We start from the raw sequence: 25256 nt of genomic DNA on the forward strand, positions 1-25256 counted from the left end.
CCCGGGGCGGTGGGGTGCGGCGAAGCTGCACCCCACCGCGATCACCACCCGGTGGCGAGCAGGTGCTGCCCGACGAGCGCGAAGCCGAGTTGGCCCGCGAAGCCGAACCGTCGCCACCGGGCGCCGAGGAGCGCGGTGCCGAGCATCAGCCACGGCACGAACGGCAACCAGATGCGCTCGACCTCGGCCCTGCTCATCTGCGACAGGTCGGCCACGAGCACCGTCAGCATCGCAGCGAGCGCGAGCACGACGATGACGCGCTCACGATGGTCGAGGCGCCCCAGCCGGATGGCGCGGTGCACCGCCACGGCGACCGAGGCCCCCACCATCGGACCGGCGCTGACGGCGAGCGCGGCGAGGTCGCCCCAGATCCAGTACCCGAGCGGCCTGCGGCTCGCGATGCCGTCCCAGTACCGGTCGACGAGCACCGGGTAGGCCTCCCACCAGGCGAATCCGAATGCGGCGAAGGCGAGCACCACAGCGAGGGCCGCCGCGGCGGCGATGGGCAGCGGCCACCAGCATCTGACCGACCAGAGCACGCCGAGCGCGAGCAGCCCGAGCAGCGGAAGCCCGTACGACAGCATCACGCAGTACCCGAGCAGGGCGCCCGCGGCGAGCGCCCACCCGACGAGCGCGACCCGACCGCGGGCGGTGGCGGCGAAGCCGAGGGCGCACAGCCCCCACGCGGCGATCGCGGCGAACATGCCGTCCGCCGAGACCGCGATCCAGATCGCCGAGGGCCCCATGATGAGGAACGGCGCGGCTCGGCGTGCCCAGCGCTCGGCGTCGAGTCGGCGCAGGAGCACGAGCACCGCGATCGGGGTCGTCGCGCCGACGAGCAGCACCACGAGGCCCGCGGCGAACCCGCTGCCGAGGCCGAGCTCCACCAGCACGACGAAGAAGAGCAGGGCGCCCGGCGGGTGGCCGGCGATGTGCACGGGCCAGTTGTCGACCGAGTCGAGCGGGATGCGCGACACGTACTCGCGCAGCGTCGACGGGAGGTCGGTCACCGACCTCGCGGTGTCGAGGTACTCGTACGAGGTCTCGAGGATCACGCCGATGCCGTCCGCCCCGTCGACGGCAGCGAGGCTCGCGAGCCAGGCCGCGCCGACGACGAAGCCGCCCGCGAGCAGCGCCCACCACGGCGCCCTCGCGGCCGCCTCGACGCCGTACACGGCGGCGGCGAGCGCGAGCACCACGGCGGGAAGCGTGCCGGGGCCGACGCGCGGCAGCCACTCCGCGTGCAACGGCGGAAAGGAGCGCACGTGCACGTTCCAATCGAAGACCGCCGGCACGACCACGGCGAGCACGATCAGCCCGACCGCGACGGACAGACCGATCCACGGCACGGCGGCTGGGCGTGCTGGCACGTCTCGACCCTATGGATTCCGGCCTGCCGCGACCCCGGCGAAACCTTACGGAAGTGGAACGGCCCGCCCCGCGGCATCCCGCCGTCGTCGTCAGGCCGGGCGGGTCGACGGCACCGAGCGCACGAAGTGCCGGCCGGCCGCCTCCCAGTGCGCCACCGTCTCGAGTCCGGCCCGTCGCGCCACCGCGACCACGGCGGCCCAGCCGATGCGTGCCCAGGGGAACGGCTCGCTCTCGTTGCCGTCGTCGTCGGCGACGGTGCACATCGCCCGCACCGACAGCTCGGGCTCGGCGTCCGTCTCGATCACGACCGAACCGACGGGCGCGAGCAGCTCGCGGCAGCGCCGGAGCAGCGACTCGGGGTCGCCGCCGATGCCGACATTGCCGTCCATGAGCAGGATCGTCTGCCAGCAGCCCTCGAGCGGCACCCGGTCGAACACCGACCGCAACAGCACGGGGCTGCCGTCGGCCCGGGTGCGGGCGACCGCGAGCGGCGCGATGTCGATGCCGAGCGCGGGGATCGAGCGCGCCGCCGCGGCGCGCACCATGCGACCCGGGCCGCACCCGACGTCGAGCGTGAGACCGGCCGCACCGTCGAGCGCGGTGAGATCGGCGGGGGTCGCCGAGCTGATCCAGCTGCCGGCGTCGAGGCGGTACGGGCCGTGACGGCCGTCGATGCTGCGGAGCACGAGCTCGCGAGCGGGTGCCGGTGCGACCCGGGCGGTGCGCGGCCGGCGCGGCAGCGTCGTGTCGACGACGACGACCGCGGCGGGGGCCGCATCGAGCAGCCGCCCGTACGGCTCGCCTCGTCCGGCGCCGAACGAGCCCGTTCGTCGGCCCTGCGGCGCCTGACCGCTCATCCGCGCGCTCCCGTGAACCGGCGGAACTCCCGCGCGAATCGGGTGCCGGGGGCCTCGCGCGCGACCAGGGCGGCCTCGGCGATCGAGTCGACGTCGGTCAGTTCGGGCAGCACACCGACGGTGAGGCCGGCCGCGACGAGCCGGAGACGCTGCCGTGCCCCGGTGTCGCTGCGCGACATGGGCACACCCCGCACGAGGTCGCCCCTCGGTGCGCGGAGCGCGAGCAGCCAGAACCCGCCGTCGGCGGCCGGGCCGATCCAACCGTCCGCGGCGTCGGCGCCCGCGTCGCCGTCGAACGAGTCGAGCACGGCGGCGAGATGCGAGCCGGTGAGCTGCGGCGTGTCCATGCCGACCAGGAGCACCGGCTCGCTCAGCACGTCGAACAGCTGCGCGAGCCGTTCATCGAGCGTTCCCGATCCCTGCGGCATCACCTCGAAGCCCGCCGCGCTCGCCGGCGGGCGCCCGCCCTCGAAATACAGGACGTGCCGCGACACGGGCAAGCCGGCCACCGCCACGAGCGTGTCATCGAGGCTCGCCGCCGCGAGCTGCGCCGCCTCGTCGAGCGTGAACGGCGGGTGCAGCCGCGTCTTCACCCGGCCGGGTACGCACTCCTTCGCGATGACCGCGACCGTCGTCATCGCGGCACCGCCGCGAACACCCGCGACATGTCGGCGACGGCGGTGACCGTGCCGCGGACCGTGCCGGTGACCTTCGAGCGGCCGGCGCGCGGGGTGTACGGCACGTCGACCTCGCGGATGCGCCATCCGGCGGCCGCCGCCCGGAGCACGAGCTCGAGCGGGTAGCCGCTGCGACGATCGCGCACGCCGAGGGCGCGCAGCGCCTGGGTGCGCGCCACCCGGATCGGACCGAGATCATGCAGCCGCACTCCGGTGCGCCGGGCCACACGCGCCGCCAGCACGCGGTTGGCGAGTCGGGCGTGCACCGGCCACGCCCCCCGCGTCGTCGGACGGCGCCGACCGAGCACGAGGTCGGCATCGCCGTGCTCGACCGCATCGACGAGCCGGGCGAGCTCTGACGGGTCGAGCGACGCATCGGCGTCGCAGACCGCCACCAGCGGGGCCCGAACCGCCGCAAGGCCCGCCGCGACCGCCGCCCCGTAGCCGCGCCTGGGCTCGGCGACCACGAGCGCTCCGCGTTCGCGGGCGAGGTCGGCAGAGCGATCGGATGACCCGTTGTCGACGACGATCGCACGGCACCAGGTCGGCACCCGGTTGAGCACCCACGGCAGCGCCCGCTCCTCGTCGAGGCAGGGCAGCACGAGATCGACACGGGCTCCGGTCATGGTTCGACGCTACGTCCGGCGTGCTCGCCGGTGGCGCGTCAAGTCTTACGGAACTCGGACGGATGCCGGGTTCGCGAACCCGCCGCACCGGCGCGGACGTACCCTGTGAACGTGTCTCCCGCTGCGCCGTCGACGATCGGCAACGAAGACCTCGTGGGCCGACGGGTCCTGCTGGTCGACGACGACCCCACCGTGGCCGAGGTGGCCTCGAGCTACCTGCGCGCCTCGGGGTTCGTCGTCGACGAAGCCGGCGACGGCTTCGCGGCGCTGCACGCGGTGCAGGCTCATGCGCCCGACCTCGTCGTGCTCGATCGCATGCTGCCGGGCATCGACGGGCTCGAGGTGTTCCGCCGGCTCCGCGAGCAGACGGCCGCCCCGGTGATCCTGCTCACCGCCCTCGGCTCCGAAGACGACCGCATCGCGGGTCTCGAGGCCGGTGCCGACGACTACCTCTCGAAGCCGTTCTCCCCGCGCGAGCTCGTGCTGCGCGCGCAGTCGGTGCTTCGCCGGTCGCTCGACGAGTTCGCCCCCGCGCCCGTGCTCGAATGCGGCGACTTCCGGCTCGATCCCTCGGCGCGCACCGCACGTCGAGGAGGCGTCGAGCTCTCGCTCACGACCCGGGAGTTCGACCTGTTCGAGTTCCTGTTGAAGCATCCCAACCAGGTGTTCAGCCGAGAAGACCTGCTGCGCACCGTGTGGGGATGGACGTACGGCGACCTCTCCACGGTCACGGTGCACGTGCGGCGGCTTCGCGAGAAGATCGAGCGCGACCCGCGCACGCCGACCATGCTGACGACCGTGTGGGGCGTCGGCTACCGATTCACGATGGGTGCTGAAGATGCCATGGGCTGACCTCCTCGCGATCGCCGGCATCGCGTTCGCCTTCTCGGCCGTCGTCGGCGCCGTCGGCGTCGCGGCGCTGCTCCTGCTGCGCCGCACCTCGGTCGTGCTCCAGGTCTGCGTGCTCGTGGTCGCCGCCGTCGCCTCGATCGTGGCGAGCATGGTCGGCGTCGCGAACGAGATGTACCTCTCGGAGCACGATCTGACGGTGGCCGTCGCGGTCGCCGCGATCTCGGGCATCGTCTCGCTCGGCCTCGTCGCCGTGCTCGGCGGCCTCGTCGCGCGCAACGCCCGCGCCCTGTCGGCGGCGGCCCGCCGCATCGGCGCGGGCGAGCGGCTCGAATCCGCCGGCCGCTACTCCAACAGCGAGTTGAACGCCCTCGCCGACGAGCTCGTGGCGACGAGCGCGAAGCTCGCCGAGTCGCGCGAGCGCGAGCAGCGCATCGAGGCGTCTCGTCGCGAGCTCATCGCCTGGATCTCGCACGACCTGCGCACCCCGCTCGCAGGGATCCGCGCGATGGCCGAGGCGTTGGAGGACGGCATCGCGCCCGACCCCGAGCGGTACCACCGCCAGATGCGCTTCCAGGTCGATCGGCTCGCGAGCATGGTCGACGACCTCTTCGAGCTGTCGAAGATCGACGCCGATGCGATGCGTCTCTCGCTCGAGGAGGTGTCGCTGCCCGACATCGTGAGCGACACCGTGGCCGATCTGCGGCCGGCCTCACGGGGCCGCGAGATCCGGGTCGAGGCGGCGCTCGCGCACGACCTCGTCGTCATGGCCGACCCGCGAGAGCTGTCGCGCGCCATCGGCAACCTGCTCATGAACGCAATCCAGCACACCCCCGACGGCACCCCCATCACGGTCGCCGTCGACCTCGTGCACGACCGGGCGATGGTCTCGGTGATCGATGCCGGCGGCGGCATCGACGAGGCCGACCTCGAGCGCGTGTTCGACCCGGCCTGGCGCGGATCGAAGGCGCGCACGCCCTCGCTCGAGACCGGGCCCTCGGTCGGCGCCGGGCTCGGCCTCGCGATCGTGAAGGGCATCATGAGCGCGCACCGCGGCGAGGTCGCCGTGCGCAACGTGCCGGGCGGGTGCCGATTCGATCTGCTCTTCCCGCTCGACTCCCCGGTCGGCGCCTAGACCACCCGGTCCGTACTCGCGCCCGCGAACTCGCGGAGGCCCGACTCGAGGTCGATCGCGGCCGACCAGCCGAGCTCTTCGCGCGCCCGCGCCGACGAGGCGGTGATGTGGCGCACATCGCCGAGGCGGTACTCGCCCGTGACCTGCGGGGGCGGGCCGTGCATCGCGCGGGCGAGCCCGGCCGCGACCTCGCCGACGGTCGTGACCGTGCCCGAACCGACGTTGAAGGCGCGCACCGTCGACGGCGCCCGCGCGCCGAGCCAGTCGATCGCGGCGAGGTTCGCCCGGGCGACGTCGTGCACGTGCACGAAGTCGCGCCGCTGTCCGCCGTCCTCGAAGACACGCGGCGCCTGGCCGCGGGCGATCGACGAGCGGAAGATCGCGGCCACCCCGGCGTAGGGCGTGTCGCGCGGCATCCCGACGCCGTAGACGTTGTGGTACCGCAGCATCGCGACCGCGCCGCCCGTCGATCGCGCCCACTCGGCACCGAGGTGCTCCTGGGCGAGCTTCGTGAGGGCGTAGCCGTTGCGCGGGTCGAGCCGGTCGTCCTCGTCGATCAGCGCGGGCTCGAGCTGGGCACCCGACTCCGGGTCGCGCGGCTCGAACCGCCCCGCCTCGAGGTCGTCGGCGGTGCGCGGCGCCGGGCGCCGCCGACGGCCCTGCGCGTCTCGATAGGCACCCTCGCCGTAGACCACCATCGACGAGGCGAGCACGAGCGATCCGCAGCCCGAGCGACCCATCGCGGCGACCAGCTCGGCGGTGCCGAGCACGTTCGTCGACACGTAGTCGGGTGCGTCGGCCAGGTCGACGCCGAGTCCGACCTTCGCCGCCTGATGGCAGACGACGTCGACCCCGCCCAACACCAGGTCGAGCGTCGCGGGGTCGCGAATGTCACCGCGGACGAACTCGACGCCGGGAATCGGTTGCGGCGGCGCGCGGTGCACATCGGGTCGCAGCGCGTCGAGCACCCGCACCGGTCGCCCCTCAGCGACCGCGAGTCGCACGATCTCGTGGCCGATGAACCCCGCACCGCCGGTGACGAGCAGCATCATCGCACCACGGGCCGGGCGAGCACGGCCGCGATCGCGTCGTCGTCGATCAGCGGGCGCGGGGCGTACGAGGCGGGCACCGCCCCGACGATGCGCTCGAGCGCCCCGGCGATGCGGGGCTTCGCGGCCGTCAGACGGCCGAAGACGAGCTCGGCGCTCGCCGCGTCGGGGTCGTCGGCCGAGATGCCGCCGTCGGTGTCGGTCACGAAACAGAGCGCGACGGTGCCCATGCCGAGCTCGGCGGCGAGCGCCACTTCGGGGCACAGGGTCATGTTGACGAGATCGACGCCGTGCCCGCGCAGGATGCGCGATTCGGCCGCGGTCGAGAACCGCGGCCCGTCGATCACCGCGACGGTCGCGGCGGGGGCGGCGTCGGGCATCGCCGCGGCGGCGAGCGCGCGAAGCTCGGGGCAGAACGGCTCGGCGAACGGCACGTGGCGCACCACCCCGTCGGCGCCGTCGAAGTAGGTGCCGGCCCGGGCGGTCGTGCGGTCGACGAGCTGGTCGGCGATCGCGAAGCGCTCGGGGGCCAGTTCGGGCCGGAGCGAGCCGACCGCCGCAGTCGACACGACCGCCCGAACGCCGAGGCGCGCCAGCGCCCACACGTTCGCTCGCGCGTTGATGCGGTGCGGCGGCACGGTGTGCCCCGCGCCGTGTCGGGCGATGAACGCGACCTCGCGGCCGCCGAGCTCGCCGACGGTCACCGTGCACTCGCCGTACGGTGTGGCCACCGGGCGTCCGTCGCCGCCGACCAGGTCGCCCAGCCCGCTGCCGCCGATCACGCCCACCGAGCTCGCCATGCTCCCCACCCTGCCCCGCCTGCCGCGGCCCGGGCCCCTGAATTCCCTTACGATCCCATGACGGCTGCCCCGCGCGGACCCATTCTCCGCCCGTTGCGGCCTACCGTGGAATCGGATCGTGGCGCCCAGCCCCGACCGTGAGGACGACCGAACCATGCGATTACGCACACTCACCATCGTTCCCCTCCTGCTCGGCGCGCTTGCGGTCACCGGTTGCTCCACGATGACTACGGATGCCCCGGGCGCGGGGCCGACCGCGAGCACGAGCGAGTCCGTGGAGACGACGCCGCCGGCCGCGGCGACGCCGACGGGCGAGGCCTCCCCCGAGGCATCCGAACCACCCGCGCCCGCCGGCGCCTATCTCGACTACGAAGACGGTGCGATCGAGGCGACGGCAGGGCCGAAGGCCCTGTTCTTCCACGCGAGCTGGTGCCCGAAGTGCCGCGCCCTCGATGAGGAGCTGCGCGCCGAAGGCCCGCCCGACGGCCTCACCGTGTTCAAGGTCGACTACGACTCGCGCACCGACCTCCGGCAACGTTACGAGGTGACCCTGCAGACCACGATCGTCTTCGTCGACGACCGCGGCGACCTGATCTCGAGCACCGTGCTCTACGACGACCCGTCGATCGAGTCGCTGCGCGCAGCGATGCCCTGACCGACGCCGATCCCGTGACCGCGACCCTCTACCTCAGCTTCGCCGCCGGCGTGCTGACGGTCGCTGCGCCCTGCGTGCTGCCGTTGCTGCCGGTCGTCGCCGGCGGTGCGATCGTGCGAGGCGACGGCGGGAGCGGCGACGCTCGGCGGGCGCGCTGGCGGCCGTACGTCATCGCGGCGTCGCTCGCCGCGAGCGTCGTGCTGTTCACGCTGCTGCTGAAGGCGACGACGGTGCTGCTCGGGGTGCCGCCCCAGGTGTGGCAGCTCGTGTCGGGCGGCATCGTCGTGCTGCTCGGCCTCGACCTGCTGTTCCCCGCCGTATGGGACCGCATCTCGTCGGCGCTCCGGTTGTCGGCCCGCAGCGGCGCGGCGCTCGACCGCTCGGTCTCACGGCAGAGTTTCACGGGCGACGTGCTGACCGGCGCTGCGCTCGGCCCGGTGTTCTCGAGTTGCAGCCCCACTTACGCCCTCATCGTCGCGGCGGTGCTGCCGGTCTCGTTCGGCGAAGGTCTGCTCTACATCCTCGCGTACGCGGCCGGCCTCGCCGGCATGCTGCTGCTCGTCGCCCTGCTCGGGCGGGCGCTCGTGCGGCGGCTCGGCTGGCTTGCGAACCCCCTCGGGTGGTTCCGCCGCACGGTCGGGGCGGTCTTCGTGCTCGTCGGCATCGTCGTGATCGCAGGCTTCGACAAGCAGCTTCAGACGTGGATCCTCGACGCAGGGCTCTACGATCCGATCGCCCGGCTCGAGGAGCTGATCGGCGCGGGATGACCGAGCCCGGCCGACATTGAAGTCGAGGCCTGCGCTCGTCGCTGTCGACCACGCACCGTAGGGTGGAGTTCGCAGGCGCCGCTCGACGGTGCCCTTCATCCTCGGTCCTCGCGCAACGGGGCGCTCGACCCTCGACTCTATCCACTGGTTCCCGAGAACCCTGCCCCGACCTGGAGACCCGATCTTGGCGATCACGCCGCGTTCCGCCGCGCCCGAACGATACCGAGCCGAACCGTCGGTCCTGACCGCGCTGCGAACCCCGCGCCTGCTCACGAAGGAGGTGCTCGCCGGCCTGGTCGTCGCACTCGCCCTGATCCCCGAGGCGATCTCGTTCTCGATCATCGCCGGCGTCGACCCGCGCGTGGGCCTGTTCTCCTCCTTCGTGATGGCGGTCTCGATCGCCTTCCTCGGTGGTCGACCCGCGATGATCACCGCCGCGACCGGCGCGGTGGCGCTCGTGATCGCGCCGGTCGCGCGCGAGTACGGCATGGACTACTTCATCGCGACCGTCATCCTCGCCGGGGTCTTCCAGTTGGTCCTCGGCGCGGTCGGCGTCGCGAAGCTCATGCGGTTCATCCCGCGCAGCGTGATGGTGGGCTTCGTCAATGCGCTCGCCATTCTGATCTTCACGGCTCAGCTCCCCCAGTTGATCGACGTGCCGTGGATGGTCTACCCGCTCGTCGCGGCGGGCCTGCTCATCATGGTCTTCTTCCCGAAGCTCACCAAGGTGGTGCCCGCTCCGCTCGTGTCGATCGTCCTCATCACGGCGGCGGTCGTGACCGTCGGGCTCAATGTGCCCACGGTCGGCGATCAGGGCGAGCTGCCCGAGAGCCTGCCCGAACTGTTCATCCCGAACGTTCCGCTCACGTGGGAGACGTTCACGACCATCGCCCCGTACGCACTCGCGATGGCGCTCGTCGGACTGCTCGAGTCGCTCATGACCGCCAAACTCGTCGACGACGTCACCGACACCCGTTCACGCAAGACCCGTGAGGCGCTCGGGCAGGGCGCCGCGAACGTGCTGTCGGGCCTGTTCGGCGGCATGGGCGGCTGCGCGATGATCGGGCAGACCATGATCAACGTGAAGGTGTCGGGCGCCCGAACCCGCATCTCCACCTTCCTCGCCGGCGTGTTCCTGCTCATTCTGGTCGTCGTGCTCGGCGACCTCGTCGCGATCATCCCCATGGCCGCGCTCGTCGCCGTCATGATCATGGTCTCGGTCGCCACTTTCGACTGGCATTCGATCCGCTGGAGCACCCTGAAGCGGATGCCGAAGAGCGAGACCGCCGTCATGGTCGCCACCGTCGTCGTCGTCGTCGCGACGCACAACCTGGCGATCGGCGTCATCGTCGGCGTGATCGTCGCGATGGTCGCGTTCGCCCGCCGCGTCGCGCACTTCGCCACCGTCGAGCGGAGCATCGACGAGCAAGCCAGCGTCCCCACCGTGAACTACCGTGTCGAGGGCGAACTGTTCTTCGCCTCGTCGAACGACCTCACCACGCAGTTCGAGTACGCGAGCGACCCTGATCGCGTCGTCATCGACCTGTCGAACTCTCACATCTGGGATGCCTCGACCGTCGCCGCCCTCGACGCGATCACCACGAAATACGAGCATCACGGCAAGCGCGCAGTGATCGTCGGTTTGAACGACGCGAGCGCGGCCATGCATCAGCGCCTCGCCGGGCGTCTCGGCGGTCACTGAACGCGGGGCAAGACGGGCGAGAAGCCCCCGGCCGGTTCGATGCCGGGAGGCTACCGTCGAGCGGACGGTAGTCGACGCCCCGCTGGTCGAGCCACACAAGGTAGCCGGGCAGCCGCTCGGCGAACGCGGCCGAGCGGCCCGCCGTTCCAGGCGACCTCGGCGAACGCCCCGAGCCTCGGGGACACGGCGTAGTCGAGCCGCTCGCGCGTGTCGAGGTGCTCGGTCCAGACCTGCCCCCCGCGATGCGCTCGGCATACCATTCGGGCGCATCCGTGGGCACAGGGCCGAAGGTCGAGACATCCCCGGGCGAGAGCACGGTGCCCGCCGAGATCGGCTCCTCCGCGGCATCCGCAACCGAACCTCGCGGCGATCGAGTCGCGTACGCGCGAACCCGGCACCGATTCGAACGAGCTCGAGATGATCGAGCGCAGGCTCAGAGGTTCGCGGTGAGGCGGGCGAGCTCGGCGAGCCGGTCGGCGCGGTCGCGCGGCACGCCGGGCACGCCCGGGCGCTGCTGCTCGGGCCGGGGTCCGGCGAGCGGTCGGTAGTCGACGCCCTGCTCTTCGAGCCACGCGAGGTACGACGGCAGCCGGCCCTCGAAGTCGGACCAGTCGAGCGGGCCGCCGTTCCACGCGACCTCGGCGAACGCGCCGAGCCGCGGGAACACTGCGTAGTCGAGTCGGTCGCGACCGTCGAGGTGCTCGCACCAGACATTCGCCTGCACGCCGACCACGCGGTCGGCGAACCACCTCGGTGCGCCGGCCGGCACGGGGTCGAAGGTGCCGACGTCCTCGAGCGAGAGCACGGTGCCGACGGGGATCGGCTCGTCGTCCCGCTCGGACTGGCGGTAGTCGAAGTACGTCCACAGGTCGGGGCAGAGCACGACCTCGTGCCCGAGCCGGGCGCCGAGCTCGGCGCCGACAGGCCCGCGCCACGAGGCGACGACGGCGTCGGGTGCCGGGTCGCGGCCCTCGAGCATCTCGTCCCAGCCGACGACGCGGCGACCGTGCCCGCGCACCCGATCGGCGATCTGCGCGAGGAACCACGACTGCAACTCATCTTCGTCGGCGAGCCCGCGCTCGACCATGAGCTGCTGCGTGCGCTCGTCACCGCGCCACCGGTCTTTACGCACCTCGTCGCCGCCGAGGCCGACGAGCTCCGAGTCGAACACCTCGCACAGCTCGTCGAACACCGTGCCGATGAACTCGAGCGTCGCGTCCTCGACGTTCAGCACCTCGTCGCTGACACCGAAGCGCGGCCACGGCTCTGCGACGCGCTCGCGCACGGCGTCGGCCCCGCCGACCCCGAACTCGGGATACGCGGCGAGGATCGACTGCGCGTGCCCCGGTACGTCGATCTCGGGCACGATGCGGATGCCACGCTCCGCCGCGAATCGCACGAGCCCTCGCAGTTCGTGCTGGGTGTACCAGCCCTCATGCGGCACGCCGTCGAGCGTCGAGCGCGGCCCGTGCCCGAGCTGCGTCTGCGAGCGCCGCCCGCCGACCTCGGTGAGGCGGGGGTAGGCGCGCACCTCGAAGCGCCAGCCCTGGTCATCGGTGAGATGCAGTTGCAGCACGTTGAGGCCGTGGTCGGCGAGCAGCTCGATGAATCGCTCGAGATCGGCCACGGGGCGGAAGCGCCGTGCCACGTCGAGCATGACGCCGCGCCAGGCGAAGCGGGGCTCGCCGTCGAGCCGGAGACCTGCGGCTCCCGCCCCGGCGGGTTGAGGAGCGCCCGACGCAGGAGGACGCGTCTCGAAACCCCGCCCGCTCATGCGCCCGCCGCCATCTCGCGGGCGCGGGCGAGGGCTGCGTCGGTGGCACGATCGAAGATCTGCTCGAGCGCGGCCTCCTCGAGCACGGCAACTGCGCGCTCGGTGGTTCCCTTCGGACTCGTCACCCGACGGCGGAGCTCGGCCGGATCCTCCCCCGAGGTCGCGAGCAGCTCGCTCGCGCCGCGGAACGTTCCCTGCACCATGAGTGCCGCCTGTTCGGGCGTGAATCCCTTGCCGATCGCCGTCGCGGTGAACTGCTCGATCAGGTAGAAGACGTACGCCGGTCCCGAGCCCGAGATCGTCGAGAGGGCGTCGAGCTGCGACTCGGGTACGACGAGCACCTCGCCGACGGTCTCGAACATCGTCACGGCGAGCGCGAGGTCCTCGTCGCTCGAACGCGTGCCGGCCGACACACCGGTGACGGCCCGGCCCACGACGGCGGGGGTGTTCGGCATGGAGCGGATCACCGAGACCGAGGCGGGCAGCAGTTCCTCGAACGTCGCGACAGTGACTCCGGCTGCGACCGAGACGACGACCGTGCCCGGTTCGAGCACACCGGCGATCTCGCGAAGAAGATCGGGCACCATCGCGGGCTTCACCGCGACGACCACGAGCTTCGCGCCGACGACCGCGCGACGGTTCGCCGCGGCATCCGATTCGGTGGCGTAGGCGGTGATGCCGTCGACGCCCGCGAAGGTCGCGGCCTTCCCGGCGGTGCGGTTCGTGGTGCGGATGCCTCCGTCGACGACGACGCCCGGCCGGCGCAGCCCCGAGATCACGGCGCCGGCCATGGCGCCCGCCCCGAGGAAGGCGATCGCGGGCAGGGTCACGGTCGCTGGCTCGGATGCTTCGATGCTCATGGCGACCATCCTAGGATTGACCGCATGAGCGCATCCGGCGGCACCAAAGCAATCATCGCGGCCTTCCTCGCCAACACGGGCATCGCCCTGACGAAGTTCATCGCATGGTTCTTCTCGGGGTCCGCCTCGATGCTCGCCGAGGCTGTGCACTCGGTCGCCGACGCCGGCAACCAGCTGCTGCTCATCCTCGGCGGCCGCAAGGCCCGCAGGGCCGCCGACAAGGAGCACCCGTTCGGGTACGGTCGCGAGCGCTACGTCTACGCGTTCGTCGTCTCGATCATCCTGTTCTCGGTCGGCGGCATCTTCTCGATCTACGAGGGCGTCGAGAAGCTGACGAACCCGCACGAGCTCGAGAACGCCTGGCTGCCGCTGCTCGTGCTCGGGATCGCGATCGTGCTCGAGTCGTTCTCGCTGCGCACGGCGGTGAAGGAGTCGAACCACGTGCGCGGGCGCCAGAGCTGGGTGCAGTTCGTGCGGCGCGCGAAGGCTCCCGAGCTGCCGGTCGTGCTCCTCGAAGACGTGGCGGCCCTGATCGGCCTCGTCTTCGCGTTCGCCGCCGTGAGCCTCACGGTCATCACCGACAACCCGCTGTTCGACGCGATCGGCACGCTCATGATCGGTACGCTGCTCGTGCTCGTCGCGATCGTGCTCGGCATCGAGACGAAGTCGTTGCTCGTCGGCGAGGGCGCGAGCGACGACGACATCGAGAAGATCGAACAGGCGATCGTCGCGGGCCCCGAGGCCGAGCGCATCATCCACATGAAGACCCTGTACCTGGGGCCCGACGAGCTGCTCGTCGCCGCGAAGCTCGGCTTCGCCGCCGACCAGCGCCTGCTCGAGGTCGCCGCCGCGACGAACGCGATCGAGCAGCGCATCCGCGCCGCTGTGCCGGCGGCCCGCGTCATCTACATCGAGCCCGACGTCTACGTCGAGCCGAACCTGCCTGCGCCGCCGACCGACGCGATCGTCATCAAGGGCCTCGAGTAGGCCCGGCTCTCGCGACATCCGCCGCGGGGTTTACAGGACAAAGGCCGCTTTACAGGACAGTTCTCTTGAGAATCGTCCTGTAAAGCGGCCTTTGTCCTGCACACCCGGCCACCCGAGCGCAGCGGGGGCCGGCGGCCCCGCTAGCCGGGGAGGCTCGACGTCAGAAGTGCGTTCCGCCGTCGTTGCTCGCGAGCCAGCCGGCAGGGGGGACGAGGTCGCGCACCAGCGCGAGCACGTCGTCGACGGACTGCGCGGGGTCGGTGACCGGTGCCTGCACGTGACGCACCACGCCCTCGGGGTCGACCAGCAGGGTGACGCGCTTCAGCCGGTCGGCGCCGCCGGCCCGGAACACGGGCAGCCGCAACGCGGACGCCGCGAGCCCGTCCTGGTCGGAGGCGAGCAGGTAGGGCAGCTCGGCGTGCGTCGCGAACGCCGCGAGCTGGTCGGGATGCTGGGTGCTCACCCCGAGCACGCGTGCGCCGGCCGCCCCGAGGTCGGCGTGCCGCCGTGCGTACGTCACGCATTCGAGCGTGCAGCCGGCGGTGCCCGGCACCTCACCCCATCGCGGCGGATAGCCGTGGGTGCCGGGGGCGTACGCGCCCGGGAAGAAGAAGAGGGCCGTCCAGCGGTCGGGGTCGACGAGGCGCACCGCGGATCCGTCGTGCGCCTCGAGGACGACGTCGGGCACCTGGGTGCCCTCGAGGGCGCGAGCGCGCACCAGATCGCCGTCGCCGAGTGCGCCGCTCAGGCTGCCGTCGCCGCTGACGAACCTCGTCCCCCACTCCTGCAACGCGAGCAGCGTCGGAAGCAGCCCCTCGCCGCTCGGGGTGAGCCGGTAGTCGTGGCGCAGCGGGCGGGCCGAGTACGGCACCTTCTCGAGCACGCCGTGCTCGACGAGCGATCCCAGCCGCTCGGCGAGTGCACGGCGCGAGAGCCCGAGCTCGCGGTCGAAACCCTCGAATCGAGTGACCCCCGCGGCGGCTTCACGCACGATCAGCAGGCTCTGCCAGTCGCCGACGACGCCGAGCGACTGCGCGATGCCGCACGAGCTGTCGGTGAGGTCCTCGCGGCGCATGGTCTCCATCCTCCCGCCGAGCGGAGGATGTGTCCATCCGGCCCGTCGTGTAAGTTCCATTATGAAACTTACCAGTGACGACTCGAGCTCGCCTCTTCCCGCGCGGCTCGCCCCGACCGAGGAGGTGGCCGATGGCCACGAGCGCACGGCCATTCTGGATCTACTGGACCGCGAGCACGACGAGCGGCATCGGCACCGCCGTCACCGCCGTCGCGCTGCCCCTCACGGCCGTGACCGTGCTCGGGGCCGGCCCGATCGAGACGGGCCTGCTCGCCGCGTCGTCGTACCTTGCCTGGGTGGTGCTCGGCCTGCCGGCCGGCGCGATCGTGCATCGGCTGCCGCTCCGCGCCACGCAGGTGGTCGCCGACCTGGTGCGGGCGACGGCGATCCTCACCGTGCCGCTGGCCTGGTGGCTGGGCGAACTCTCGCTCGCCCACCTCGTCATCACGGCCCTCGCGGTCAACGTCGCCGAGGTGATCTATTTCACGGCCAACACGACGTTCCTGCCCTCCGTCGTGCCGAGGCACGAACTGACGAGCCGCAACAGCCTCGTCTCGGGCACTCAGGCCGCGACCCAGCTGGGCGGCCCGTCCGCCGCCGGCCTGCTCGTGCAGGCGATCGGCGCGGTCCCCGCCCTCCTCGTCGACGCAGTCTCCTATCTCGCGTCGGCCCTGCTGCTTCGGCGGCTGCCCGAGCGGCGCGAGCCCGCACCCGTCGACGGGCGGGAGCGGCCGGGGATGCGAGCGATGATCGCCGAGGGCTGGCGGTTCGTGGTGCGGCACCCGGTGATGGCACCGGCCACCTGGTGGGCGTGCGCCGTCAACCTCGTGTGCGGCGTACAGGCCGGCCTGTTCGCGGTGTACCTGGTGCGCGAGCTCGAGGCGCCGCCGGCCATGGTCGGGCTGTTGCTCGCCGCCGACGGCCTGGGCTCATTGATGGCCGCGGCGGCCACGCCGTGGCTCGTGCGCCGGTTCGGGTCGGCGCGGGTGCTGCTGGTCGACGGGCTGATCGGATTCGCCGGGGCCGTGCTCATCCCACTCGGCGCCGGCGCCGTCGGCTGGCTGTGCTTCGCGATCGGCACCCTCGTGTTCGGCGCGTCGGTGGTGCCCGGCAGCGTCGTGACGCGCACCTACCGGCAGGTGGCGAGTCCGCCCGAGCTGCTCTCGCGCGTCATGGCGACCGTGCGCTTCGTCTCATGGAGCATGATCCCGCTCGGCGCCGTCGTCGCCGGCCTGCTCGCCGAGCAGGTGGGCAGCCGGGCCGTGCTGCTGGGCTCGGCGTTCGTCCTGCTGCTCGCCCCGATCATCGTGTGGTTCAGCCCCGTCCGGCGACTGCGCGACCTCGACGACTACGACGAGGGGCGGCGCAGCGGGTCCTCGAAGAATTCGAGCAGCAGCGCTGCGGATGCCTCGGCCTCGACACCCGCGTAGACCTCGACCCGATGATTGAGCCGTCGGTCGCGCAGCACGTCGTAGAGCGATCCGGCGGCGCCGGCCTTCTCGTCCCAGGCGCCGAAGACGACGGTCGGCACCCGTGCGGCGAGGATCGCCCCGGCGCACATGACGCACGGCTCGAGCGTGACGACGAGCGTGCAGCCCTCGAGTCGCCAGTCGCCGGTCGCCTCGGCCGCGCGTCGCAGCGCGAGCACCTCGGCGTGCGCGGTGGGGTCGCCGTGCAACTCGCGCTCATTGCGACTCGACGCGATGACGCGGCCGTCGCGGTCGACCACCACGGCGCCGACCGGCACGTCTCGGGTCGCCGGAGCCTCGGCCGCCTCGGCGAGCGCGAGTCGCATCCACTCGCGGTGGATCGCCGGCCCCGAAGCATCCATGCCGCTCTCCCCTCGCCGAGCCCCTGACGGGAGCAGACCCCCGCAAACTAGAATCAAGCCTATGCGAGTCCACGTTGCCGATCACCCGCTCATCACCCACAAGCTGACGGTGCTCCGCGACGTGAACACCCCGTCACCCGTCTTCCGCGCGCTCGTCGAAGAGCTGATGACCCTGCTCGCCTACGAGGGCACGCGCAACGTGCGCGTCACGCCGGTCGAGATCGAGACACCGGTGGCACCGACGACAGGCGTGCGCATCGCCGAGCCGAAGCCGCTCGTCGTCCCGATCCTGCGGGCGGGCCTCGGCATGCTCGAGGGCATGGTGAAGCTCGTGCCGACGGCCGAGGTCGGGTTCCTCGGCATGGCGCGCAACGAAGAGACGCTCGAACCGGCGACCTACGCCGAGCGCCTGCCCGACGACCTCTCGGGGCGGCAGTGCTTCGTGCTCGACCCGATGCTCGCGACGGGCGGCTCGCTCGCCGCGGCGATGGAGTACCTCTTCCAGCGCGGCGCCGACGACGTGACGGCCATCTGCATCCTCGGCACGCCCGAGGGTCTCGAGGCGGTCGAGAAGGCGATGCACGGCCGCGAGGTCACCATCGTGCTCGGCGCGGTCGACGAGCGCCTCAACGAGCACGGCTTCATCGTGCCGGGTCTCGGCGACGCGGGCGACCGCCTCTACGGCACGGTATAAGCGCGCCCCGAGGCATCCTCTTCGCAGATTCTTCACGCCTCGACACGCCGGAGCGCAGATCGAGTGCGGAAGATTCTCTAGATTCGTATCTGATCGCAGAATCTTTCATGCGTGGCATCGGGTCGCCTGATTCCTCCGTATGCCTCGCGCTGACGCGCACCCACTGCGACGTCACACCCCGTCATCCGAGGGTCATGAATTGACACATGCCCGACCGTCGGATTTACTCGCACCCATGACTGACAACGCACGCACCCTGACCGCCCCCGGCGCTCTCAGGACGAACGACATGATGATGTCGTCGCGTGCACCCATGTGTTGTCGAATGTGCCGCTGACCGCGACCCCTCCGCCGAGTCACGCAGCCGATCAGCATCCCGATCGGCACGGACTCCACTGAACCCGCCGATCTCGGGTTCGCCAGGCCGATCGGCCATTCGTTCAGACCCCGCAGATCGGGGTCTCCTGCAGCACCCTCCGACACAAGGATCCCCGTCATGTCTCTCGCACTCGCTCCCGTCCGCACCGCTCCCGTCCGCGCCGTCCAGGCCCGCACCGCTCCGTCGCTGTCGACCGCCGCCTCGGCCGCTCCGCTCCGCTCGCTCTCGAACGCGGCGGCCGCCGATCTCGCCGCCGCTCACGTCGCGCCCACCGTTGCGGCGTCGGCTGCCGCTCCCGCAGGGCCCCGTGTCCGCGCCGTGCCCGAGGGCACCGAGGCCCGCGGCTTCGTGCTCTACGTCGGCATCGACGAGTCGAAGGCCGCCGAGGACGGCACCACCCTCCACCGCATCGTCGAGGCGCTGCGCGCGCTGACCGCCGAGGTCTCGCCCTCGTCCGAGACGTACGCCGCCGTCGCGCTGGCCCCCGAAGGCGCCGGCGGACGCGACGTCGACGTCGTGCGCCTCGCCCTCCAGGACCCGTCCGCACTCGCGAAGCAGCGCGAGGCGCAGGGCGGCACCCGCGACGACGCCGACCGCCACCCCAACGGGGTCATCATCGACATCTCGCGCAAGCGGGTGCTGCTCGACGGCGATGCGGCCGGCCTCACCTACAAGGAGTTCGAACTGCTCCAGTACCTCGTGCTGCGCGAGGGCCGCACGATCGACCGCCACGAGCTCATCGAGAGCCTCTGGGACGCCGACGACGAGGCGCCCAGCGAGCGCACGATCGACGTGCACGTGCGCCGACTCCGCTCGAAGCTCGCGCACTACCAGGACATCGTGCGCACCGTGCGCGGCGTCGGGTACCGCTTCGACCGTCACGCCGACGTGTCGATCCGCCAGGCTTCCACGCCCTCGCCCGACCTCTACTGAGCGCGCGACCGAGCCCCGACCCACGCGGCCCGGTCGGCTGCAGGAACATCCGGCCGGCAGCGCCGAATACGGGTGTGCCGGTCGGCTCATCCTGCAAGTTCGATCGGGTGCCGCTGCAGATCGCCGCGCGCTGACGAAGTGAGCGGATGCGCGAGACCCGTGAGGAGCTTCGTCTTCACTTCTGAGCTCCCCTCTTCGAAAAATCACGAAACGATAACTAGCGCCTGTTACCGATCCGTTATATATTCGGAAGTGCGCCGAACGTTTGCTGTGGCGGACGGCGCGGAATGTGATTGCAGGACACTCTTGGTGCAAGGGCGAGGGTCGGTCGTCAGCCTCTACGACCGGCCCTCAACCGTTTCCTCCGCCGATTCCCTAATGTTGGATGAGTCGCTGACGAAGGGAGCCCCGATGGCCGAACGCGCACTCACGGTCGCTGCATGGGAGGCGCTCTTCCGCACCCAGGTCACGACCATGCGAGAACTGGCAGCGGAGTTCCCGACCGAACTCATGTCGCTGAACGAGTACGACGTGCTCTTCAACATCTCGCGCGCTCCCGGCCGACGGCTCCGGTTGAAAGAGCTCAATCGCAACTCGCTGATCACGCAGCCGAGCATCAGCCGGCTCATCGACCGGCTCACCGCACGCGGCCTCGTCGTGAAGGAGCCCGACCCCGACGACGGGCGCGGCACGATCGTCGGCATCACCGACGCCGGATTCGCCCTGTTCCGCCGTGTCGCGATCCAGCACATGGACGCGATCCACCGCCGGTTCGGCGCCTCCCTCTCGGAGGAGGAGCTACAGAAGCTCGCCGAACTCAGCGTCCGGGCGCGCCCCGAGTCCGCTCGCGACTGATCCGGGTCGAAGCATCCGCGCCGGCCCGAGCCGGCACGAGCGGGCATGACGACGGGGTGGGAACCCTACCTCCCACCCCATCGCGGTCTCCTGAGGAGACCTTCTCACCGAGCGACCCGAACTGAGCTCGGCGAGCCTGACCCGAGCGATCGAGAGGGACACTCCGATCGCTCGGCCGTCGAGGCATGACCGGCCGGTCCGGTCGGACTCGGGTTGTGATCGAAATCGTAATCCTGCGACGCTCGCCCCGCACCGCCCCCAACAGGGGGTGATTCCGCACCGAGCTGCCGAACAGCCCGCTCAGGGCCAGTCGACGGTTGCCTCGTAGTCGCCGTGACGGCGAAGATATGCCGCGATGAACGGGCATTCGGGGACGATCCGCTCCCCCCGGGCCACCGCCTCGTCGAGCACGTGCTTCGCGAGCCGGCTGCCGAGCCCGCGGCCCTCGTACTCGGGCTTGATGACGGTGTGGGTGAACACCACCCTCCCGGGTTCGAGGCGGTACTGGGCGAAGCCGGCGCGCGCGCCGTCGACCACGAGCTCGTAGCGGTGCCGATCGTCGAGTCGCGTGATCTCGACCGCCCCGCCGGCGTCGCTCACGGCTCTACCGGTTCGACCGGCCCGACGCGATCGCTCGCGGTCGACTCGGTGCCCGAGGCATCCGTCTGCTCGACCGCGATCTTGCGCGGCTTCGCCTTCTCGCTGACCGGAATGGTGACGCTCAGCACGCCGTTGCGGTAGCTCGCCGAGATGCGCTCGGTGTCGACGCCCTGACCGAGGTTCAGCTGGCGCAGGAACGACGCGGCCTCGCGCTCGCGCGTGATCCACTTGACGCCGTCGCCGGTGGTGAGCGTGCGCTCAGCCCGGATCGTGAGCAATTGGCCGTCCACGTCGATGTCGACGGAGCCGGGGTCGATGCCCGGCAGGTCGGCGGTGAGCACGTAGTGGTCGCCGTCTCGGTAGAGATCCATCGGCATGCGCCGCGGCCCGCGGCGGGGCTCGAACAGCGCCGACGCGACTCGGTCGAGGTCGCGGAACGGGTCGTATGCGGTGGCCATCTTTCCTCCTGATCGGTTTTCTTGAGCCATCTCGACTCAACTCTCTACCGAACCCAACGCTGCGCCCGTCGGAGGATTCCGCCCCGGCGTGCGCCGACAGCGAACGGCCGTGACCGTGATGGTGGCCGGAGGTCGTCGCGACGAGCGCGATCAGCCAGGCGAAGACGAGCGCGAACGCGATGATCTCGAAGACCGTCAGGCTGAACCAGCCGAGCGCGTCGTAGCCCGCCATCGCCACGAGCTCGAGCGCCAGCGCGGCGTACGAGAACACGAGGAGCCGACGCGGCAACCGCCGCGCGTACCACCGGGCCCCGACGCACAGGAGCGCGAACGCGAGGGCGGCGCCGAGCGCGAAGGCGTTGTGCAGCTCGGCCTGGCGGTCGATCGGCACCGTGCCGACACCCATGAGCCCGAATCCGACGAGCCCGATGAGCACTCGCATCGTCGTACGCGCCCCTCGCCGAATCGCGAAGGCGCCGAACGCGAGCGCCCGGGTGAGCGCGCCCGAGAGACCCGCCATGCCCGCGCCCGAGACGACCACGGCGACGTTGAAGCAGACGGCGGCGAGGTCGTTCGACGTGCCGAGGGTGCTGAAGTTGTGCGCCCACCAGTCGCCCGTCGGGGTGATGCTCATGCTCGCGAGACTTCCGGCCGCGAGCAGCATCGCGACGAGGTTGAAGGTGCGGTACGCCTCGTGATCGAGGGCATGCCGATGCAGGCGGTACGTGCCGACGCCGAAGGCCGCCCCGAGCAGGCAGCCGATCGTTCGGGGCCCGCCCGGCAGCGGCTCGAAGGCCGCCGCGGTGAAGTGCACGGCGAGCAGCGCGAGCGCCGCCCAGGTGAGTCCGTTGGCGACCGCCCTGGGCCCCGGGCCGAGACCGGGCAGGCGCAGGTGCGCGATCGAGGCGAGACCCGCGTGCGACGCGGAGACGGCGGTGAGCGCAGCACACACCGCCGCACCGCCCGCGAGCGCGGGAATGAGCCCGACGACGTCGAGGGCACTCGCGGGATCGAGCGCGGCGGGCGCGAACGCGCGGGCGAGGACGACCGAGATCGCCGCGGCGATGAGCAGCGCGTAGAGCCGACGCACGAGCGAGACGAGGCGGCCCGGATGCATCGATTCGTGGCTCGGGGGCTCGACCACCGGCCGACCATGCCCCTCATGGTCGGCTCTCCTCGGGTGGTGCATCGCGTCGAAACGCGACGCGACTCCCGAGGCTGACGAGACGGGGAACTCCCTCGCACACACAACCCTCATGGGTCGAACCTCGATCAACGGGAACCAAGCCTGAGGCGAGCCTAGTGACCGCCTCAGACAGCTGTCACCACGCGGATGGCGTCGCTGACTGCATGCGCAGTTGATTCACAGGCGGTGAACACCGAGTGGGCCGCCGCGCAGCCCCGATACGCCGCCGCCCCGATAGCCGCAGCCCCGAGCAGAAAACAGTGAAGGCGGCTCGCAAGCTGCGAACCGCCTTCTTCCGTGCGCCCGGAGGGACTCGAACCCCCAACCTTCTGATCCGTAGTCAGATGCTCTATCCATTGAGCTACGGGCGCATGGCTCGTCGCCTGCCGCATCATCTGCGATCAGGCAACCACGTAACTCTAACGCACCGTTCGCGTTCTCGCCAATCGAGCGGTCGTGCCGCCCCTGCCCGCCGAGCGTGCGAGGACGGCGTCGCTGGATCGTCTCACCCGCCGGCGTGCTCGGGTCGCTGCGCATCGAGCGCGGCGAGCTGGCGGCGGTTCGCGACCTGCCGGTACGAGGTCTCGATGAGTTCGGCGAGCAACTCCCAATCGGTGGCGGGGCCGTCGAGATCGGTCGCGACCCACCTGGCGCGGTCGTAGTACGGGGGCCCGAAGAACCGCCCGTCCTGCACGAGCGCGAGGTGCTCGTCGGGGTCGGTCTTCACGACGATGGAGAGCGGCCGTTCCATGCTCGCCGACACGTGCACGAAGATCGGCTTCGCCGCCCGGAACGTCGGCCGCCCCCACGCCTCGACCTCGACGGCCTCGGGCAGGGCGAGGCAGAGCGCGCGCACGCGTTCGACCAGCGGGTGCTCGGGATCGACGACCCGGGGATGCTCCACGCCGCCACCCTACCCGCGGGCGCCGACACCCACCACGGTGGGGGCCAGGACGGCGCCCCACCGTGGCATCCTCAGCCCTTGACCGCCCCGCCGAGCCCAGCCGAGCGCAGGAACACGCCTTGGAAGAGCAGGAACAGCGCGACCGGGATGAGCGTCGAGATCGCGAGGGCGGCGAGGAACACGTCGAGCTCGATCGACTGCTGAACCGCGGGCAGGCGCACCGAGAGGGGCTGCACCGCGGGATCGGGCAGCACCAGCATCGGCCAGAGGAAGTCCTTCCACGCCGCGATGATCGCGAACACCGACACGACGCCGAGGATCGGCTTCGACATCGGCAGCACGATCGACCAGAACAACCGGAACGGGCCCGCGCCGTCGGTGCGCGCGGCCTCGAACACCTCACGCGGCAGCGCGTCGAAGAATCGCTTCACGAGCAGGATGTTGAACGCGTTCGCCGCGGCGGGCAGCCAGACCGCGAGGTAGTTGTTGAGCAGCGACACGTCGCCGGGCAGCGGCGGATTCACGATCGTCAGGTACAGCGGCACGAGCAGCACGACGGCGGGAATGAACATGGTCGCGAGGATCGCGCCGTTGAGGATCGGCGCATACCTCGGCCGCAGCACCGAGAGCGCATATCCGGCCGTCGTGGCCACGACGAGTTGGAACGCCCACGACCCTGCGGCGATCACGATCGTGTTCCAGAAGAACTGGTCGATGTGCACGTCGTTCCACGCCTGCGGGAGGTTCGCCCAGTCGATGCCGTTCGGCCAGAGCGCGAGCGGCTGGCGCAGCGTGTCCTGGGTGGGCGTGACGGCGGCTTTCGCGAGCCAGAGCAACGGCCCGAGCCCGGCGACGACGAGCCCGACGAAGAGCACGAGATGCACGCCCGAGAGGCCGAGCTTGACGCTCGGCTTCTTGCGTTCGGCCGCCGAGACGACTCCGCGGTCGCCGCCGTCGCTGCGGCGGTCGGCGCGCCGTCGGCCGAACACGCCGCGCAGCCCGCCGGCCGCACGCGGCGCATCGAGCTGTTCGAAGACGGGCGGTCGGGTCGTGGTCATCAGGAGCTCCAGCGTTCGGTGAGCTTGAAGTACAACCAGCTGAGCAGTGCCAGCACGACGGCGAGCATGACGCTGAGCGCCGTCGCCTCGCCGTAGTCGCCGCCCAGGCTGTTCTGGAAGGCGTACCGGTAGATGAGCAGCAGGATCGTGACGGTCGCGTTGTTCGGCCCGCCCCCGGTGAACAGGTACGGCTCGAGGAACACCTGCGCGGTACCGATGATCTGCAAGATCAGCATGATGAAGAGGATGCCCCGCAGCTGCGGCAGCGTGACGTGCCAGATCTTGCGCCAGATCGAGGCGCCGTCGACCTCCGCCGCGTCGTACAGCTCGGGCGGCACGCTGAGCAGCGCCGCGAGGTAGATGATGATCGATCCGCCGGCGGCCGCCCAGGTCGCTTCGAGCACGAGCGACGGCATGGCGGTCGCGGGCGACTGCAACCAGGGCTGCGGGGGGATGCCGACCCAGCCGAGGATCGTGTTGAACAGGCCCGTCGGGCTGGCGTCGAAGAACACCTTCCAGAGGAGCACGGCCACGACCGGCGGGATCACGACGGGCAGGTACGCGAGCGCGCTGTAGAAGCCCTTGCCGCGCCGGACCTCGCTCATGAGCACGGCCATGATGATCGGCAGCGGAAAGCCGAGGACGAGCGCGAGCCCCGCGAAGTACAGGGTGTTCACGACGGCGGTGCCGAGGAGCGGGTCGCTCAGCACGTTGGCGAAGTTGTCGAGCCCGACCCAGGTCGGCGGGTCGAGCAGGTTCGTCTTCTGCAGGCTCATGATCACCGACTGCACGATCGGCGACCAGCTGAAGAATCCGAACACCACGAGCATCGGCGCGAGGAACACGAGCGTCGAGAGGCCGCCGCCGCGCACCCAGGTGCGCGGGTTGCGGGTTCGTTTCGGGCGGGCGGATGCCGCGGGCGGCCCGGGTTCGTCGGCCGACGGCATCGCCGGCGGTTTCGCGGTGAGGGTCATCGGAGTCCTTCGTGCGGTCGAGCGGGTTGAGGAGCGGCAGGCGAAGGAGGACGCGTCTCGAAACCTTGTGGGGTTTCGAGACGGTCGCTGCGCTCCCTCCTCAACCCGCTCGACGTTCATGTCGCGGTTTCGAGACGGTCGCTGCGCTCCCTCCTCAACCCGCTCGACGTTCATGTCGCGGTTTCGAGACGGTCGCTGCG

At 71.3% G+C, this 25256-nt stretch carries 27 protein-coding genes and 1 tRNA gene; 10 read left to right on the forward strand and 18 right to left on the reverse strand.

What is annotated here, in order from left to right:
• Positions 1 to 41: 41 nt before the first annotated feature.
• The 4 genes from H516_RS0109200 to H516_RS0109215 form a co-directional block, all read right to left on the reverse strand.
• A complete protein-coding gene (locus H516_RS0109200; RefSeq protein WP_211217085.1) occupies positions 42 to 1370 on the reverse strand; it encodes a hypothetical protein in 1329 nt (442 codons plus the stop codon).
• A 90-nt stretch (positions 1371 to 1460) separates the two neighbouring features.
• On the reverse strand, positions 1461 to 2228 hold the full coding sequence (locus H516_RS0109205) for a class I SAM-dependent methyltransferase (RefSeq protein WP_022889427.1): 768 nt from the start codon (positions 2226 to 2228) through the stop codon (positions 1461 to 1463).
• Positions 2225 to 2866, reverse strand: a complete 642-nt coding sequence (locus H516_RS0109210; protein ID WP_022889428.1) for a TIGR04282 family arsenosugar biosynthesis glycosyltransferase — start codon at positions 2864 to 2866, stop codon at positions 2225 to 2227. The genes H516_RS0109205 and H516_RS0109210 overlap by 4 nt, the downstream gene beginning before the upstream one ends.
• Complete coding sequence (locus H516_RS0109215) at positions 2863 to 3531, reverse strand: glycosyltransferase family 2 protein (protein WP_022889429.1); 669 nt, start codon at positions 3529 to 3531, stop codon at positions 2863 to 2865. Before H516_RS0109215 ends, H516_RS0109210 begins: the two co-directional genes overlap by 4 nt.
• Before the next feature lie 105 nt (positions 3532 to 3636).
• Between H516_RS0109215 and H516_RS0109220 the strand changes: the two genes are divergently transcribed.
• Together H516_RS0109220 and H516_RS0109225 are read left to right on the forward strand one after the other, a co-directional pair.
• Positions 3637 to 4383, forward strand: coding sequence for a response regulator transcription factor (locus tag H516_RS0109220; RefSeq protein WP_084620573.1), 747 nt, complete (start codon positions 3637 to 3639; stop codon positions 4381 to 4383).
• Positions 4370 to 5515, forward strand: a complete 1146-nt coding sequence (locus H516_RS0109225; protein WP_022889431.1) for a sensor histidine kinase — start codon at positions 4370 to 4372, stop codon at positions 5513 to 5515. Before H516_RS0109220 ends, H516_RS0109225 begins: the two co-directional genes overlap by 14 nt.
• On the opposite strand, the gene H516_RS0109230 is transcribed toward H516_RS0109225, so the two are convergent.
• Positions 5512 to 6567, reverse strand: a complete 1056-nt coding sequence (locus H516_RS0109230) for an NAD-dependent epimerase/dehydratase family protein (protein WP_022889432.1) — start codon at positions 6565 to 6567, stop codon at positions 5512 to 5514. The two genes, H516_RS0109225 and H516_RS0109230, sit on opposite strands and share 4 nt — an antisense overlap.
• Positions 6564 to 7364 (reverse strand): MTAP family purine nucleoside phosphorylase, encoded by an 801-nt coding sequence (locus tag H516_RS0109235; protein WP_022889433.1) that lies wholly within the window; start codon positions 7362 to 7364, stop codon positions 6564 to 6566. Before H516_RS0109235 ends, H516_RS0109230 begins: the two co-directional genes overlap by 4 nt.
• 154 nt (positions 7365 to 7518) lie before the next feature.
• On the opposite strand from H516_RS0109235, the gene H516_RS21315 reads away from it, so the two are divergent.
• From H516_RS21315 to H516_RS0109250, 3 genes are all read left to right on the forward strand, one after another.
• Positions 7519 to 8019 (forward strand): thioredoxin family protein, encoded by a 501-nt coding sequence (locus H516_RS21315; RefSeq protein ID WP_022889434.1) that lies wholly within the window; start codon positions 7519 to 7521, stop codon positions 8017 to 8019.
• Positions 8020 to 8033: 14 nt separating this feature from the next.
• Complete coding sequence (locus H516_RS0109245; RefSeq protein WP_022889435.1) at positions 8034 to 8786, forward strand: cytochrome c biogenesis CcdA family protein; 753 nt, start codon at positions 8034 to 8036, stop codon at positions 8784 to 8786.
• 184 nt (positions 8787 to 8970) lie between these two features.
• On the forward strand, positions 8971 to 10488 hold the full coding sequence (locus tag H516_RS0109250; RefSeq protein WP_022889436.1) for a SulP family inorganic anion transporter: 1518 nt from the start codon (positions 8971 to 8973) through the stop codon (positions 10486 to 10488).
• Positions 10489 to 10538: 50 nt separating this feature from the next.
• Here the strand turns inward: H516_RS0109250 and H516_RS22135 are convergent, their stop codons facing one another.
• From H516_RS22135 to proC, 3 genes are all read right to left on the reverse strand, one after another.
• A complete protein-coding gene (locus H516_RS22135; protein WP_157432211.1) occupies positions 10539 to 10748 on the reverse strand; it encodes a family 20 glycosylhydrolase in 210 nt (69 codons plus the stop codon).
• 173 nt (positions 10749 to 10921) lie between these two features.
• Positions 10922 to 12262, reverse strand: a complete 1341-nt coding sequence (locus H516_RS20935; protein WP_022889437.1) for a beta-N-acetylhexosaminidase — start codon at positions 12260 to 12262, stop codon at positions 10922 to 10924.
• Positions 12259 to 13122 carry a pyrroline-5-carboxylate reductase gene (gene proC, locus H516_RS0109260; protein WP_033197054.1) on the reverse strand — a complete coding sequence of 288 codons (864 nt, stop codon included), beginning with the start codon at positions 13120 to 13122 and terminating at the stop codon, positions 12259 to 12261. The genes H516_RS20935 and proC overlap by 4 nt, the downstream gene beginning before the upstream one ends.
• A 24-nt stretch (positions 13123 to 13146) precedes the next feature.
• Here proC and H516_RS0109265 point away from each other — a divergent pair, with 24 nt between their 5' ends.
• Positions 13147 to 14109 (forward strand): cation diffusion facilitator family transporter, encoded by a 963-nt coding sequence (locus H516_RS0109265; protein ID WP_022889439.1) that lies wholly within the window; start codon positions 13147 to 13149, stop codon positions 14107 to 14109.
• Between the two features lie 160 nt (positions 14110 to 14269).
• Here H516_RS0109265 and H516_RS19385 read toward each other — a convergent pair whose 3' ends face one another.
• Entirely contained in the window at positions 14270 to 15184 is a 915-nt protein-coding gene (locus tag H516_RS19385) for a winged helix-turn-helix transcriptional regulator (protein ID WP_051138777.1), read from the reverse strand.
• A 131-nt stretch (positions 15185 to 15315) separates the two neighbouring features.
• On the opposite strand from H516_RS19385, the gene H516_RS19390 reads away from it, so the two are divergent.
• The gene (locus H516_RS19390; RefSeq protein ID WP_022889441.1) at positions 15316 to 16614 is read left to right on the forward strand and encodes an MFS transporter; all 1299 of its coding nucleotides are present in this window, start codon (positions 15316 to 15318) and stop codon (positions 16612 to 16614) included.
• On the opposite strand, the gene tadA is transcribed toward H516_RS19390, so the two are convergent.
• Positions 16533 to 17015: a tRNA adenosine(34) deaminase TadA gene (gene tadA, locus H516_RS0109280; RefSeq protein ID WP_022889442.1), complete on the reverse strand. Its 483-nt coding sequence runs from the start codon at positions 17013 to 17015 to the stop codon at positions 16533 to 16535. The genes H516_RS19390 and tadA overlap by 82 nt on opposite strands.
• A gap of 61 nt (positions 17016 to 17076) precedes the next feature.
• On the opposite strand from tadA, the gene upp reads away from it, so the two are divergent.
• From upp to H516_RS0109300, 3 genes are all read left to right on the forward strand, one after another.
• Positions 17077 to 17709 carry a uracil phosphoribosyltransferase gene (gene upp, locus H516_RS0109285; protein ID WP_022889443.1) on the forward strand — a complete coding sequence of 211 codons (633 nt, stop codon included), beginning with the start codon at positions 17077 to 17079 and terminating at the stop codon, positions 17707 to 17709.
• A 496-nt stretch (positions 17710 to 18205) separates the two neighbouring features.
• Positions 18206 to 19021 carry a winged helix-turn-helix domain-containing protein gene (locus H516_RS0109290; RefSeq protein WP_022889444.1) on the forward strand — a complete coding sequence of 272 codons (816 nt, stop codon included), beginning with the start codon at positions 18206 to 18208 and terminating at the stop codon, positions 19019 to 19021.
• A gap of 411 nt (positions 19022 to 19432) precedes the next feature.
• On the forward strand, positions 19433 to 19876 hold the full coding sequence (locus H516_RS0109300; protein ID WP_022889446.1) for a MarR family winged helix-turn-helix transcriptional regulator: 444 nt from the start codon (positions 19433 to 19435) through the stop codon (positions 19874 to 19876).
• A gap of 300 nt (positions 19877 to 20176) precedes the next feature.
• Here H516_RS0109300 and H516_RS0109305 read toward each other — a convergent pair whose 3' ends face one another.
• The 7 genes from H516_RS0109305 to H516_RS0109335 form a co-directional block, all read right to left on the reverse strand.
• Positions 20177 to 20476 carry a GNAT family N-acetyltransferase gene (locus H516_RS0109305; RefSeq protein WP_022889447.1) on the reverse strand — a complete coding sequence of 100 codons (300 nt, stop codon included), beginning with the start codon at positions 20474 to 20476 and terminating at the stop codon, positions 20177 to 20179.
• Positions 20473 to 20847, reverse strand: coding sequence for an Hsp20/alpha crystallin family protein (locus tag H516_RS0109310; protein WP_245561775.1), 375 nt, complete (start codon positions 20845 to 20847; stop codon positions 20473 to 20475). The genes H516_RS0109305 and H516_RS0109310 overlap by 4 nt, the downstream gene beginning before the upstream one ends.
• Positions 20735 to 22078, reverse strand: coding sequence for a DUF998 domain-containing protein (locus tag H516_RS22710; protein WP_022889449.1), 1344 nt, complete (start codon positions 22076 to 22078; stop codon positions 20735 to 20737). The genes H516_RS0109310 and H516_RS22710 overlap by 113 nt, the downstream gene beginning before the upstream one ends.
• A 340-nt stretch (positions 22079 to 22418) precedes the next feature.
• Positions 22419 to 22491: transfer RNA gene (locus H516_RS0109320), tRNA-Arg, on the reverse strand.
• 134 nt (positions 22492 to 22625) lie between these two features.
• Positions 22626 to 23024 (reverse strand): MmcQ/YjbR family DNA-binding protein, encoded by a 399-nt coding sequence (locus tag H516_RS0109325; RefSeq protein ID WP_022889450.1) that lies wholly within the window; start codon positions 23022 to 23024, stop codon positions 22626 to 22628.
• Positions 23025 to 23095: 71 nt separating this feature from the next.
• Positions 23096 to 24082 (reverse strand): carbohydrate ABC transporter permease, encoded by a 987-nt coding sequence (locus H516_RS0109330; RefSeq protein WP_022889451.1) that lies wholly within the window; start codon positions 24080 to 24082, stop codon positions 23096 to 23098.
• On the reverse strand, positions 24082 to 25056 hold the full coding sequence (locus H516_RS0109335; RefSeq protein ID WP_022889452.1) for a carbohydrate ABC transporter permease: 975 nt from the start codon (positions 25054 to 25056) through the stop codon (positions 24082 to 24084). The genes H516_RS0109330 and H516_RS0109335 overlap by 1 nt, the downstream gene beginning before the upstream one ends.
• Positions 25057 to 25256 lie beyond the last annotated feature (200 nt).

This window comes from Agromyces italicus DSM 16388 (assembly GCF_000421545.1).
Classification (GTDB): Bacteria; Actinomycetota; Actinomycetes; order Actinomycetales; family Microbacteriaceae; genus Agromyces; species Agromyces italicus.

Coding starts and splice junctions, on each gene's coding strand:
- H516_RS0109205 (WP_022889427.1), bottom strand. CDS start 2,228: ATGAGCGGTCAGGCGCCGCAGGGCCGACGAACGGGCTCGTTCGGCGCC.
- H516_RS0109210 (WP_022889428.1), bottom strand. CDS start 2,866: ATGACGACGGTCGCGGTCATCGCGAAGGAGTGCGTACCCGGCCGGGTG.
- H516_RS0109215 (WP_022889429.1), bottom strand. CDS start 3,531: ATGACCGGAGCCCGTGTCGATCTCGTGCTGCCCTGCCTCGACGAGGAG.
- H516_RS0109225 (WP_022889431.1), top strand. CDS start 4,370: ATGCCATGGGCTGACCTCCTCGCGATCGCCGGCATCGCGTTCGCCTTC.
- H516_RS0109230 (WP_022889432.1), bottom strand. CDS start 6,567: ATGATGCTGCTCGTCACCGGCGGTGCGGGGTTCATCGGCCACGAGATC.
- H516_RS0109235 (WP_022889433.1), bottom strand. CDS start 7,364: ATGGCGAGCTCGGTGGGCGTGATCGGCGGCAGCGGGCTGGGCGACCTG.
- H516_RS21315 (WP_022889434.1), top strand. CDS start 7,519: ATGCGATTACGCACACTCACCATCGTTCCCCTCCTGCTCGGCGCGCTT.
- H516_RS22135 (WP_157432211.1), bottom strand. CDS start 10,748: ATGGTATGCCGAGCGCATCGCGGGGGGCAGGTCTGGACCGAGCACCTC.
- H516_RS20935 (WP_022889437.1), bottom strand. CDS start 12,262: ATGAGCGGGCGGGGTTTCGAGACGCGTCCTCCTGCGTCGGGCGCTCCT.
- proC (WP_033197054.1), bottom strand. CDS start 13,122: ATGAGCATCGAAGCATCCGAGCCAGCGACCGTGACCCTGCCCGCGATC.
- H516_RS0109265 (WP_022889439.1), top strand. CDS start 13,147: ATGAGCGCATCCGGCGGCACCAAAGCAATCATCGCGGCCTTCCTCGCC.
- H516_RS19385 (WP_051138777.1), bottom strand. CDS start 15,184: ATGCGCCGCGAGGACCTCACCGACAGCTCGTGCGGCATCGCGCAGTCG.
- H516_RS19390 (WP_022889441.1), top strand. CDS start 15,316: ATGGCCACGAGCGCACGGCCATTCTGGATCTACTGGACCGCGAGCACG.
- tadA (WP_022889442.1), bottom strand. CDS start 17,015: ATGGATGCTTCGGGGCCGGCGATCCACCGCGAGTGGATGCGACTCGCG.
- upp (WP_022889443.1), top strand. CDS start 17,077: ATGCGAGTCCACGTTGCCGATCACCCGCTCATCACCCACAAGCTGACG.
- H516_RS0109290 (WP_022889444.1), top strand. CDS start 18,206: ATGTCTCTCGCACTCGCTCCCGTCCGCACCGCTCCCGTCCGCGCCGTC.
- H516_RS0109300 (WP_022889446.1), top strand. CDS start 19,433: ATGGCCGAACGCGCACTCACGGTCGCTGCATGGGAGGCGCTCTTCCGC.
- H516_RS0109310 (WP_245561775.1), bottom strand. CDS start 20,847: ATGGATCTCTACCGAGACGGCGACCACTACGTGCTCACCGCCGACCTG.
- H516_RS0109330 (WP_022889451.1), bottom strand. CDS start 24,082: ATGACCACGACCCGACCGCCCGTCTTCGAACAGCTCGATGCGCCGCGT.
- H516_RS0109335 (WP_022889452.1), bottom strand. CDS start 25,056: ATGACCCTCACCGCGAAACCGCCGGCGATGCCGTCGGCCGACGAACCC.